Raw genomic sequence first — 12737 nt, forward strand, 5'->3', positions numbered from 1 at the left:
GACCAAACCACAAGACAAGAAAAGACGCTTCATAAAGAGGCAATAGAGAGAGTAAGCAAGCTTGGAGCTTAGTGCATAAACCAAGCATTAGTGGGCGCAGTTATCAGAAATACGAGTAACTTACTGAAACGGCTGCATGAGGTCAAGCTTCAATAAGCCGGGAATGCCTGCCCTACGCAAACCTATGATTCACGGTTGAGATAAGCGTGTAAAAACCTCAACTTACAATTCGCGTTCAAAGTCGGTTAGGGGTGCTGCCCCGCTACCGCCGCTCATCCCCGCCCCTAAAATGGAACCTACCGTAACGCTCCAACCGGCTAAGGCCGAACGATCTGAAATCTTAAAGCAGGCGAAAGCCTTTGTTACGAAGCTGATGGAAGATAAGCTTCCTCCGCAGCTTGTTTATCATTCCCTAAAGCACACCATTTCTGTGGTGAAGGAAGCGCGCACCCTAGGCGAAGATTCCGGCTTGGATGCGCCCGACCAAGAGGCGCTGTTGCTGGCAGCCTGGTTTCATGACACCGGCTACATTGAAGTTAACGATGGCCACGAATACCGCAGTATGGTAATGGCCGAAAATTGGCTGCGCCAGCAAGGCTACCCCGAGCCGCGGATTCAGTTAGTGAAAGACATCATTCGGGGCACACACCGCGACGAGCCCTGCGACACGGAACTACAGCAGCTGCTCAAGGATGCCGACATGAGTGGCATGGGCCGCGAAGACTTTTTTGCCAACGCCGAGTTGCTCCGGGCCGAGTGGGAAACTACACTCGGCAAAACCTACTCCAACGTGGAGTGGGCCGAGTCGCAGCTCGACTTTTTAACGTCGGCTAAGTTTCTGACGCCCGCTGCGAAAGCGCGGTATCAGGAGCAGTTCAAGGCCAATGTGAAAGAGCAGCGCGACTTGCTCAAGAAAACCGAGAAGAAAAAGAAAAAGAAGGAGGAAGAAGCCACAGGTACGTTTGCTGAGCCCAAGCGTGGCGTCGAAACCATGTTCCGGACCATGTACAGCAACCACATGAAGCTCTCGGACATGGCCGACAAGAAGGCGAACATGATGATCAGCTTGAACGCCGTGCTACTCTCGGTTATCATCACCTATCTGGGCGCTAAGGCTGGCACCAAGTCCGGGGTACTCTCCCCAACCATCGTCAACAACCCGGTACTGACAATTCCAATTGGCCTTCTGTTAGCCACTGCCTTGGGCTCGGTCGTGACGGCCATTTTGTGCGCGCAGCCCGACGTTACGAGCTTTAAGTGGTTGAAGAAAAGTCCCCAAATTGCCACCAACCGCCGCGTAAACCTGCTTTTCTTCGGCAACTTCAGCAAGCTCAGCCTCGACTCCTTTCACTCGGGCATGAACCAGATTATGAGCGACAAAGAGGCATTGTACACCAATATGGTAACCGACATCTACTACCTCGGCGACGTACTGACTCGTAAATACCGGCTGTTGCGGATCAGCTACACCATCTTCATGGTTGGCTTGATCCTGACCTCGCTTTCCTTCGGCATTGCGCTGCTTTACAAAATGTAATTTTTTAAAATGAGCATCTAACTAGCAAAGGGAGTAAAGCAAGCGGATCTGTCTGTATCTGCACGCTTTACTCCTCTTTTGTTTTACTTGGCGTACCACTTACTTGCTTCTGGCTTGGGCTATCTTCCGATTCGGATTACCTTTGTCGGCACATATACTGGCCCCGTAGTTCAACGGATAGAATAAGGGTTTCCTAAACTTTAGATGTGAGTTCGATTCTCGCCGGGGCTACATTCCACCCTCTTTGCTGTCAGCAGAGAGGGTATTTTTTTGTATTTATCCTATACTCAAAATAATTAATTTGGTGAATTAGAATATTAATATTCAATTCGTTTAATCAAAGAACCGGTTAGTTGCGTCCCCTCGTGGCTGCCGTACGCCCTGAGTACCATACCAATACCTTTTGCAACATTAGTTTACCGTAATGGAATCCCTTTTCCTGTGCCCGACGCCGCAAGGTGGTCGGGTGTACTTGTATGCCGTACCCGATGGTGTACCGCTTTACTTCAAGCAAAACGAACTAGCGCAGGAGCCAGGCTATCAGCCTCTGTGGCGTGGCAGCCCTAGCTCTATCTTAGAGTACGAAGCAGCTGATCTGGTGGCCCAACTGGAGGGTCCAGGTGTTGTCTATCGAAACTACCTCCACGCTCCCGAATCGTTGCAGGGCTTTAAAACAGCCAAAGAATCTTTTCAATCGGCTGTCGAGCGGCTTGGGCAGCAACTCGAGTACGCACCAGGCACTTATCCGACAGAAGTGCTAGTGGGTGAATTACCGGCTATCTAACAGACTAGGCGTTCATTCACCGAGCAACCCATTGGACACGGCGTACTTAATAAGTGCTGCTGTGTTCTTTGCTTGCGTTTTCTCGATAATATTTTGGCGGTGCGTTTCTATGGTGCGCTTGCTAGTGAATAGCTTATCGGCTATTTCGGCATTGGTCATGCCCTCTGAAATAAGGCGAAGCACTTCCAGTTCCCGTTTCGATAAGTCCCCCGATCTAGGGCGGGCCGTGTCGGTTGGGGAGGTTGTGCTACGCACTATCTTGAAGAGCATATCCATTCCGATTTCGGTGCACAGAAAAGGCCTGCCACTCGCCACCGTCCGGATACCGTAGGTAATTTCGGCGATGTCGGCATTTTTTAGCACGTAGCCTGTAGCTCCTGCCTCTATCATGCGATGCACGTAGTTCTCATGGTTGAGCATGGATAGCACCAGCACGCGCACCTCGGGATATTGCTCGCGCAAGTGTTCCATGGTAGCAAAGCCATCCATAACGGGCATGTTAATGTCCATTAACACAACGTCGGTGGGGGTGACTGCCAACAAGTCGAGTAGCTCCTGGCCGTTGCTGGCTTCGCCTACCACTTCTAGATCGGAATGCATACTAAGCAAGGCCCGAATACCGTCGCGCAAGATAGTGTGGTCGTCAGTTAGCAAAACTCGGATCATAGTGGCAAGAACGTAGGCGAGAATAAAGTAACAACAACGAGGTAGGCGGTTGCAGTAGCAAGTGGTCCAAATGAAGAATAGGGATAACTTTTCATACCACTCCTCAACAGCTGAGCAATGGGTATACGTTGTTTTCAAGCATACCGACTATAAACAGTAACTACACTCCAGATAGGGTGGTCCGTGATACTGAAATAAGTAAATCTTCCGAAAAAAATCAGTATTTAGACCTATACCATCTCATTTAGGAATATTGTAGCTTTATAATAGCAGTGGAAGGTCTGTTGTAGAAGTGCAGAAAGTAGTTAGGGAAGATGACAGCAAAATAGACGGCAGTCATCTTAACTCCTTTATTAAGAGCACAAATAGAGTCCTTCTCAGTAGAGGCTTCGCCGAAACCTGGTTTATTGAGCTTTGAGCCATGATGAACGTATATCGCGAAATTCTGCCTGACAGCTATCTGCTGATCCTAACTGACGAGCAGCATATCATCGAGCCGGAAGCTTTGCAACGGGCTTTGCAGCGCGCTAGGGATAGTGGCAAAATCAATGTATGGGTGGACTGCAGTGAATTTCATCATCCGTCGGAAGATATTATTCAGTTGATAGGAGATTTCTGCGTCCGATTGCGCCACCAACACATGCAGCTGATTTTGTGCCACTTAGAACATGAGACTCAGCAAGCCGTATTGCAACTGCCAGCTTCATCGCAGCCTACCATTCTAGCCACGCTGCTCGATGCATCTCTTTATTGCCGTAATCTACAGGCTTCCCGCCAGCGGTTTGCCGCTTAGTACTGGGTGTCTTTTAGCAATCATAGAACCTTTTTCGACTAGTTTTTAATGTTTTGTTGTTAGTCGCAGCAATGCATGACCTATCCTTATTTGCACTTTTATTAGGCTCAGCAACGCACAATCTCAATTTTCAAGGTTGCTTTACGATTTAGCATCAGCGAAATAATTATATTTATAAAGGAATTGAATCAAATGCTTATTTGATTCAACCATCAGGCAGTTGGCTATCGTCAGATGCTAGGCTGTGTGCATGTGGGTGTTGTGACTGCTTGTTAGAGCAGGACAGCTAGGCTACTAATGGAGAGAGCGACTACCACGGTGTTGAAACCAAACGAAAGCAGGCCGTGAAGTAGCGCAAGCCGCCGTAACTTCTGGCTCAAGATGCTGATATCAGCCGTTTGGGCGGTCATGCCTACTACAAAAGAGAAATAAGCAAAGTCGAAGTAGTCAGGCTCTTTTCCTTCCCCTGGAAACTGCAGCCCTCCTTCTTTTTGGCTGGTGCCGTCGCCATAGAAAATGTGGGCGTAGCGGAGTGTAAACATGGTGTGCACCAGCAACCAACTCAGCATCACGCCTAAACTTGCTAGTCCCATGTGAACGAACTGCGTGTAGCTCCTGCTGGTAGCGTGTACCGAGGAAAGCAAATAAATCACTGCCAATAAGCTACTACTTGCGGCCACCAGCACCAAGGCAAATACAAGGTGGCGGCCAGGGTCCTCACGGGCGACAATACGCCGAATGTGCTTCACTTCTGCGCTTGCGATTATGCCCCAAGCGAGCACCAAGTTCGTGAGGGAAAAGGCATCCCATGCGGTAATCAGGCGCGTCATCGAATGCCAAGAAGCAGGGGTAAGCAGGAACGCCGCCGCAGCCGGCACCAAGCCCAACGAGAAGCGCAACCACGTAGGCAGTAGGCCAAGGCGGTGCAGCAGCGTTAGAGAGGACGAAGGTGTGGAGTGAGGCATACAGCAATTACCGAGTAGAAGGTGAGCTACCCATGAGCAAAGCCAGGAAGCAGTCCACTGTCTAGTGAGTAGGGCTTGCATCGGCTGCTATGCGCGTAGGGGTATCCTGGCCGCTGATGATACTACTAGCACTGCGCGCAATAGCTTCTACTACAGTACAGAGGTTAGCCAAGTCCAAGGTCTGCACTTCGTCGTCAACTGAGTGGTAAAACTTATCGGTGGGCAACTGCGCGGTGCTGATGGTATGGGCCGGAATGCCTACGCGGGCCAACGTGGCATTGTCGGATTGATAGAACAGGTTTAATTCAGGATATGGGTCGGGTTCGAGTCGGAACGGCGTACCCCGTAGGTTGCGCTGCAGGATAGCACCGAAGTCGGACTTGTCGAAGCCAGTGATGAAAGCCGTACCGGGACCAAACTTCGACCGTTGACCAAGCATTTCCAGATTGAACGCGGCCATTAGCTGCTTGGGGTCAACTTGTTGGGTGAAGTGTTGGGCTCCAAGGCTCCCCACTTCTTCGCCTGTGAAAGCCACAAATACCAAGGTACGTGCATTGCTCTTTTGCTGCGCATAATACTCAGCTAGCGCCACCACGGCGGTGGTGCCGCTGGCGTTGTCGTTGGCGCCGTTAGCAATAGAGTCGCCGGCCACAGCAGGTTGAATGCCGATATGGTCGTAGTGAGCGCAGAACACAACTTGCTCGGGCGCCTTGGCTTTGTCTTGGCCTGGCAGCACCCCTATTACATTTTCTGCTTCCAGTTCCTTGATGCGGGTGGTGCCGTCTATCTGAAACGTAAGGGCCGGCGGCAGGGGCGCTGCTTGCAGCACAAGCACGACGGCCGTAGGGCTAGGCTGATTGACACTATACCGACCGTTTTGGTTGAAGCGTAGCCGTTGCGCCTGAAAACGCTCGGCGTGCGCTGGATCGAGAAGAATCAGCAGGTTTTCATTCGCACTGAGCAGAGGCATCACCTCCTTTCGAAAGTCAGCAGTAGGTCCTACTCGCACCACGCGGGGCGCGTTCGGCAGGCTGTTGGTCCAACGCAGTTGGGGTTGGCCGGATAACAGCAGTATGTTTTCTGGTGCTACCGGCACCTTATTGAGCACCACCCGCGCCTGCACCGTTCGGGTTTCGTACACTTTGAATGGCTGACTGAACGATGTCTGTCCGGGCAAGGGCTTCAGCCCGATGCGCTTGAATTCAGCAGCCAAGAAACGTGCCGCCTGAGGAGCCATGGTGCCTAGGGCGCGGCCCTGCATGGCATTGGCCGCCAGGGTTTTCTCTACCCGCTCGACGGTGGCTCCTGAGATGCTAACCTTGGCAAGCTGTCCTTGCCCGAAAGCCACCGGTAGCAGACCGGTCCAGGCCAGAAGCGTTAACACGTGTTTCATATTTCAAGACTTTCAAGCCTGAATTCAATCGATAAACTTGCGGCTGCAAGGCTAACTCGGCAGTATCCGAAGATCAGCGCAGCTTGCAAGCGCAACAGGTAGCCGCCAATATAGTTACTCCGCGTACCTTGGGGCATCATTTGTTGTTTCTGCCAATGAATCCTGCTCCACTCTCGGGCCTCTACGCGCCCTCGCTCAGTCTTCTCACCGACCTCTACCAATTGACCATGGCCTATGGGTATTGGCAACAAGGTATGCAAGACCGGGAAGCCGTGTTTCACCTCTATTTCCGTAAAGCGCCATTTGAGGGCGGCTACGCTGTGGCAGCGGGCCTAGCTCTGGCTGTCGATTGGCTGGAGAGTTTCCATTTTTCCGAAGACGACATAGCGTATCTCGGCAGCTTGAAAGGCAACAAAGGCGCCACCTTGTTTCCCGCTGATTTTCTGCACTATCTGCGTGAGCTGAAGTTCACTTGCGACGTGGAAGCCATTGCGGAAGGCACGGTGGTCTTCGGCAACGAGCCCCTGATTCGGGTGCGTGGCCCGCTGTTGCAGGCGCAACTGCTGGAAACGGCGTTGCTTACACTGGTTAACTTCCAGACCTTGATTGCCACCAAAGCCGCCCGCATCCGCGAGGCCGCCGGCCCTACCGACCAGGTACTAGAGTTTGGATTGCGCCGCGCCCAAGGATTTGATGGTGGCTTGGGGGCTAGCCGCGCGGCGTATTTGGGCGGCGTCGATGCCACGTCCAACGTATTGGCGGGGCAGCGCTATGGCATTCCGGTGAAGGGCACCCACGCGCACAGTTGGGTAATGGCCTTTGAAGATGAGCCGACTGCCTTTGCCGCCTACGCTAAAGCCTTCCCCGATGACTCGGTGTTCCTCGTGGATACCTATGATACGCTGGAAGGGGTGCGCCATGCTATAAGTGTGGCCCGCCAGATGCGCGCCGATGGCCACGAGCTGGGCGGTATTCGCCTCGACTCCGGTGACTTAGCTTACCTGAGCCGCGAAGCCCGGGCGCTACTCGATGAAGCCGGTTTCCCTAAGACCCGTATTGTTGCCAGTAATGACCTCGAAGAAAACCTCATTACCAGCCTCAAGCTGCAAGGCGCCCGCATCGACACGTGGGGCATTGGAACGCAGCTAGTTACGGCCTTCAACCAAGCCGCGCTTGGGGGCGTGTACAAGCTGGCCGCGCTACGCAACGCCGACAACTCGGCTTGGGACTTCACCCTGAAGCTTTCCGAGCAACTTGCCAAAACCAGCATCCCCGGCATCTTGCAGGTGCGGCGTTACCTCAACGAGAAAGGTCACCCCCGCGCCGACATGCTCTACAACACCACGGAGCCCCTCCCCGACCAGCTCACCATCGTCGACCCGTTGGACCCGACGCGCCGCCGGCCCATCCGTTCCACTAACTTCCGGGAATTGCTAGAGCCCGTGTTCCGCCAGGGCCGCCGTATACTCGACCTGCCTACCCTAGCCGAAAGCCGTGCCCACGCCCAACGCGAAGTGCAAAGCCTCGACCCTAGTATCCGCCGGTTCCTGAATCCTCACACTTATCCCGTGGGCCTAGAAGAAAGCCTCAACACTTTCCGCACGAATCTGATTCTGGAAAAGCGGCCACAGCGCCCAGCGTAAACAGCAAAGCGCCCCGAGTGTATCCTACTCGGGGCGCTTTGCTTGTTAGGCTACGCCGAACTTCTTCCACAGCTTCGGCAGCATCTTGGGCAGTTGGTTTTCCGTCCAGTCCTCGCCTTTCGTGGCGGAACCGGAATCGTAATCTAGTCCGCGGGCATAGGCTATACCCCGCGGAAATGTATCCTCATCGTCTTCTTCTTTCGTACCAGTACGCTTCTCGTACGCCATAGTAGCTACATAAAGCAGTTCTTCGAAATCCTGATAAGGAGCTTGCACGACAGTCACCAGAGTATCGGGGTTGCGTAGCGCATTCATAAACACCGCTTCCCCCTGGCCAACTAGCCAGCATCGAAAATACAGGTAGGAATCATCGGTTACGTATCCATTGAGAATCTTCTGAGCAGCCATGATGTTGAAATCATCGGCCTCAATTAGGTACTCACGCAGTATGCACTCGAATTCGACTATGTGTTGGGGCTCATGTTGAGCTAAGCTATTGATTAGGGCCTGCTCTTGCCGCGTTTGGTCGCCCTTAGATACTTCTTTAGCAGCATCTATGAACTGCCAGAATTCTCTTTTATCCACTTTCTGTAGGTTATTGAACTGAAGTATACGTTGTAATGGCTAGCGGCGAAGTACACCAAAACTCTACACTTCAGCAACCAAAGCGTATACCTGGTAATACTACTCTCGCCGCTACTTTTGCGGTAGTTCTTCTGTTGAAAGTGCACCTCATATACCGCTGGCTGTTTCTCACGCAGCTAGCCTCAAACAGACCTCGACCATGCAAACCCTACAATTCAAAACCAGCATCAACTGCGCCAACTGCCTACGCGCCGTCACGCCTTTTCTAGACGCCGAAGCCAGCGTGAAGAAATGGAATGTGGATACCAACAACCCCGATAAAGTTTTGACCGTGGAAGGTGAAAACGTTATTCCTGAACTCGTGATGAAAGCCGTTGCGCAAGCTGGCTTCGATATAGAACCTGTAGCGAAATAAACCTTCACGCTTACTTTTGCGCGGTCTGATGGCTACTTCGGTAGCTGTCAGACCGTTTTGCTTTAGTACGGTACTGTCAAGAAATGCCTCCCTTCAGCGCCGTAAAGCGTCCAGCTTTCGGGCACTGACTAGCTCGTTAGCTGCACTTTATACCGGTAACTCTGGCCGGCTGTCTTATGGAAACCATTAGCTTTTTGTATACATCCGGCCTTGGTATTCGTAAAAAGCCATAACTGCTCTACGACACAGTACATGCCCGCTCCCACCCTCTTTCCTTCTCTCACCCATGAAAGCGTATCTATTTTTCTTGCTGATGCTGCTAGGCGGCGCGGTAAGTGCCCAAGAAGCACCGTTCAACTTTTCGCCGCTTCCCTTAAATACGACAACGAATAGAGCCGTCTACACAGCCGTAATGCCCGTAGCGGACACAACCAAAGATCAACTATTTACGCGGGCCAAGCAGTGGCTTTCTCGAGTAGCACCCCATTACAAAGCTTCAGTTAGCCACATAGATCCGGAAACCGGCGCGCTGCATCTGCGGGGTAGCATCAAGAAAGGCCAAGAGTCGTTCGGGTTCCGGCTGGCGGTAGCAGTTGAGGATGGGAGCTATACGTACCAGCTCGACAACATCACGCACACCCAACCTCAAAACGCCCGCGAAGGCAAATACAGCTCACCCGATCCTCGGACCACTCCAATTGAGGCACTTGTGTATACTAGGCCTCGCAAGAGCCGAGACAAAAAACTTTTGCAAGTTGATACGCATCTGCGAGCCGTACTTAGCAGCCTCGATGTAGCCATGCAGGGCAAGCCCACTAGCCTGACCACACAGCTGTAACCCTACCACCTCGATGCACAAAGCCAGCATTCCGTTCGGAGTGCTGGCTTTGTGTTGATAGCTAAGTTTGTTGTCGTTTGTAGAGTGGGCTTGGCTACACCAATTCCTTGCGGTATGTTTTCTCGAATTCTTCGTCCACGTGGTAGGTAGATTCCTCGTGCTGGCTCAGGTCCAGACCTAGTTCTTCGTCGGCTTCTTTCACCCGCAGCCCAAACAGTGCGTCAGTCAACTTCAGCAGTACCCACGATACAACAGCGGTATAGCCAACCACGATAGCCAGGCCCAGCAAATGATAGTTGAAGACGGTTGCGGTGCCGTTTACCAGTCCTACTTTGGCCGCAAACACACCCGTCAGCAACATCCCGACGATGCCGCCCAGGCCGTGGCACGGAAACACGTCCAGCGTGTCGTCGATGCTGGTGCGGTTGTTTTTCCAGTGCACCCCCATGAAGCTAATGCTGGAAGCTACCACCCCAATCAGGATGCTCTGGCCGTAATCCACGTAACCAGCGGCGGGCGTAATGGCTACCAAGCCCACTACGGCCCCAATGCAAGCGCCCATTGCCGTGGGCTTGCCGCCGCGGGCCACTTCAATCAGCATCCAGGCTACCAACGCCGCCGCTGATGCCAAGTTGGTGTTCACAAAGGAAAGGGAAGCCATTTCGTTGGCGCCAAGAGCCGAACCAGCGTTGAAGCCAAACCAGCCAAACCACAGTAGGCCGGTGCCGAGCAGCACGAAAGGCACGTTCGGCGTAGAGAAAGACTGCCCGCGGTGCGTTTTGCGCGGACCGAGCACCAAGGCCCCAACTAACGCCGCTACCCCCGCCGAAATGTGCACTACCGTACCACCCGCAAAGTCGAGTACGCCCCACTTGCGCAGGAAACCCTCGGGTGCCACGTCCAGTGCGCCAGCGGGCAGTAGATGAACAGGCAGAATAGGATAATGAACGCCAGATAACCTTTAAACCGCACCCGTTCGGCAAACGAACCAGTAATGAGGGCCGGCGTGATGATGGCAAACTTCAGTTGGAAGGCGAAGAACAGAATCAGCGGGATAGTTGGCGACAACGTGGGGTGCGTGGCCGTGCCCACATCTTTGAGCAGCAGGAACGTGCGCGGGTCGCCGATGATGCCGCCAAACGAGTCGCCGTAGGCCAGCGAGAAGCCCACGAAATACCACACCAAGGAAATCACGCCCAGTGCTACGAAGCTTTGCAGCATGGTGGAAATCAAGTTTTTAGGCCGCACCATGCCGCCGTAGAAAAACGACAAGCCCGGCGTCATGAGCAGCACAAAGGCCGACGCTGTCAGCATCCAAGCCACGTCGGCGCCGTTGATGGTGTCGGGCGCTGCGGCCGGGTGTTCCACTTTCACAAACGCCGCTATGCACCCCAGAACGAATAAGACGACAAACGCCAGCGTCCCGTAATTGAATTTAGATGGTAATGACTTTTCCATGGTCCATGAATTGGGTAATGTACTACAGGCTTTTCAGAGGAAATGAACTGTGCTTAAGAGGGACATGCCCGCTGCATTCGAGCACTATTCTGCGGGCTAACTAGAAACTATTCTGCGGGCTAACTAGAACTTGTAGACGGCCGCGAGCAAGGCACTCACCGTGGTTTTCTTGAGGTTGCCCGATTTATCGATAAATAAATCCGACTCTACATCGCCGTTATCGAGGCGCAGTTCCGGGATGATGGTGAGGTTGTTGATCTTGAAATTCGAGGAAAGCGTAGTCTCAAAAACGTTTCCATTGAAACCTATAAGGGCCTTTTTATCGCCGAAATACTCCCCGCGCAGGGTCATGCCGAACCAGGGTGCCGGATCCAGATTCACATATAAGGCGCTGCCCCACCAAGAGTTGTAGTCGCCCCAACCGGTTTCGCCGCGGAACTGCCGGTACTGCACGGTGCCGTTGTAGGAGAAGCTTAGCTGGCTGGACAAGGCGTAGGTCACCACTAAGTCGCCCTGCTGTACGCGCAGCGAATCGTGTTGCGCGCCTCCTTGGTAGTTGAAATAGGCCTTTATTTTGTCGTCGGGCGTGCCGGTTGCCAGCTGCGCAATAAAGGTTTTGGGCATGCTGCTCGCGCTTTTCAGGTCGGTTGGGTTAGCTACGCCCACCATCAAGTTCGTCTTCTCGCCGAGCCCAAAATCAGCTTTTATCCCCGTATGAAAGAAGGGACCATACGAGAACATATAGCTCATGCTGTAATTTCTATTCAGGTAAGGATCAACCGATTCGTACCCGATATGCGTGGCCCAGCTACCACCCGTTAGCTTGATTTTGGCCGTGGGTGAATAAGTGATAAACAGCTGCTTGATGGCAAAGCGCGTGTTGTCGTCGTTGTAAGAAAACTCTTCGGCCCGGCGCCCAAAGCCCAAATCCGCGACCAAGCCCACTTTGCCAATGGTGTGCTCGGCTTTCACCGAAATCATGCCTAGCTCGAAGGATTTATGGCTATTCGTGAAGCTCGTCAGGTTGTTGTAGGGCGCCTCACCGGGGTTGTTGAAGTTGTAGCGGTAGTAGGCGTCGGCATAGCCAGATATTTTGAAAGGCGAAGTCTTGACGGAATCTGGCGAGGTCTTAACAGAGTCCTCCGGTGCGGAGGTAAGCGGTGCCATCAAAGCAAAGGCAGCGGTAAAAAGCAGCATACTATTCGGATTATGAGTGATCAATGGCAAAGTCTGGCGCGAATGGGCATACCGGCATAAGCCACTCATGCGTGCGGGTCACTTTTATCATTGCTCCCCGAAAAAATAGGCTGAGACGTAGCAATTGGCTGTTCTACTACCTTCCTATCTACATCGGGAAGCACACTTATTACTCTCCTTGAAAACGCTTTGTGTTGACTCACTTAGGTGGGTAGTGAGTCGGTGGCTGTCCTCTCTGGTAGCTGCTAGAAGTACCGACGCTGCTACTGTGCTTGCGTGGCTAGTCCTGTAAGGCAACTCAAACAATAGCAATCTGTACAACACATTCTGATATACCCCTTAATTCTTAAGGCCAATATATATAATTCTCATATTAATTTCAGTACATGCCTATGAAATTTTAGGTCAATACTGACATTTATTGAAATAAAAACTAAAAACACCCCTGTTATTTAACCCCACT

The 12737-nt window shown here is 52.5% G+C and carries 11 protein-coding genes, 1 tRNA gene and 1 pseudogene; 7 read left to right on the forward strand and 6 right to left on the reverse strand.

The window, feature by feature from the left end; translation table 11 throughout:
* Positions 1–289: 289 nt before the first annotated feature.
* The 3 genes from MUN86_RS20775 to MUN86_RS20785 all read left to right on the forward strand — a co-directional run bounded on the left by MUN86_RS20775 (position 290) and on the right by MUN86_RS20785 (position 2321).
* Positions 290–1537 (forward strand): Pycsar system effector family protein, encoded by a 1248-nt coding sequence (locus MUN86_RS20775; protein ID WP_245119901.1) that lies wholly within the window; start codon positions 290–292, stop codon positions 1535–1537.
* 159 nt (positions 1538–1696) lie between these two features.
* Positions 1697–1768: transfer RNA gene (locus MUN86_RS20780), tRNA-Arg, on the forward strand.
* Positions 1769–1961: 193 nt separating this feature from the next.
* Entirely contained in the window at positions 1962–2321 is a 360-nt protein-coding gene (locus MUN86_RS20785) for a hypothetical protein (protein WP_245119902.1), read from the forward strand.
* A gap of 12 nt (positions 2322–2333) precedes the next feature.
* On the opposite strand, the gene MUN86_RS20790 is transcribed toward MUN86_RS20785, so the two are convergent.
* Positions 2334–2987 (reverse strand): response regulator transcription factor, encoded by a 654-nt coding sequence (locus MUN86_RS20790; protein ID WP_245119903.1) that lies wholly within the window; start codon positions 2985–2987, stop codon positions 2334–2336.
* Between the two features lie 421 nt (positions 2988–3408).
* Here MUN86_RS20790 and MUN86_RS20795 point away from each other — a divergent pair, with 421 nt between their 5' ends.
* Entirely contained in the window at positions 3409–3780 is a 372-nt protein-coding gene (locus MUN86_RS20795) for a hypothetical protein (protein ID WP_245119904.1), read from the forward strand.
* Positions 3781–4052: 272 nt separating this feature from the next.
* On the opposite strand, the gene MUN86_RS20800 is transcribed toward MUN86_RS20795, so the two are convergent.
* Both MUN86_RS20800 and MUN86_RS20805 read right to left on the reverse strand, forming a co-directional pair.
* The gene (locus tag MUN86_RS20800; protein WP_245119905.1) at positions 4053–4745 is read right to left on the reverse strand and encodes a DUF1345 domain-containing protein; all 693 of its coding nucleotides are present in this window, start codon (positions 4743–4745) and stop codon (positions 4053–4055) included.
* Positions 4746–4806: 61 nt separating this feature from the next.
* Positions 4807–6138: a M28 family peptidase gene (locus MUN86_RS20805; RefSeq protein ID WP_245119906.1), complete on the reverse strand. Its 1332-nt coding sequence runs from the start codon at positions 6136–6138 to the stop codon at positions 4807–4809.
* A 155-nt stretch (positions 6139–6293) separates the two neighbouring features.
* Between MUN86_RS20805 and MUN86_RS20810 the strand changes: the two genes are divergently transcribed.
* Entirely contained in the window at positions 6294–7781 is a 1488-nt protein-coding gene (locus tag MUN86_RS20810; RefSeq protein ID WP_245119907.1) for a nicotinate phosphoribosyltransferase, read from the forward strand.
* Positions 7782–7826: 45 nt separating this feature from the next.
* On the opposite strand, the gene MUN86_RS20815 is transcribed toward MUN86_RS20810, so the two are convergent.
* Entirely contained in the window at positions 7827–8366 is a 540-nt protein-coding gene (locus tag MUN86_RS20815) for a DUF4240 domain-containing protein (protein ID WP_245119908.1), read from the reverse strand.
* A gap of 199 nt (positions 8367–8565) precedes the next feature.
* Here MUN86_RS20815 and MUN86_RS20820 point away from each other — a divergent pair, with 199 nt between their 5' ends.
* On the forward strand, positions 8566–8781 hold the full coding sequence (locus tag MUN86_RS20820; RefSeq protein ID WP_243798051.1) for a heavy-metal-associated domain-containing protein: 216 nt from the start codon (positions 8566–8568) through the stop codon (positions 8779–8781).
* 286 nt (positions 8782–9067) lie between these two features.
* On the forward strand, positions 9068–9619 hold the full coding sequence (locus tag MUN86_RS20825; protein WP_245119909.1) for a DUF4468 domain-containing protein: 552 nt from the start codon (positions 9068–9070) through the stop codon (positions 9617–9619).
* 94 nt (positions 9620–9713) lie between these two features.
* On the opposite strand, the pseudogene MUN86_RS20830 reads toward MUN86_RS20825, so the two are convergent.
* A pseudogene (locus MUN86_RS20830) lies at positions 9714–10933 on the reverse strand (ammonium transporter).
* Positions 10934–11200: 267 nt separating this feature from the next.
* The gene (locus tag MUN86_RS20835) at positions 11201–12274 is read right to left on the reverse strand and encodes an outer membrane beta-barrel protein (RefSeq protein ID WP_245119910.1); all 1074 of its coding nucleotides are present in this window, start codon (positions 12272–12274) and stop codon (positions 11201–11203) included.
* Between the last annotated feature and the right edge of the window lie 463 nt (positions 12275–12737).

The sequence above is a fragment of the Hymenobacter volaticus genome (genome assembly GCF_022921055.1).
Lineage (GTDB): Bacteria > Bacteroidota > Bacteroidia > Cytophagales > Hymenobacteraceae > Hymenobacter > Hymenobacter volaticus.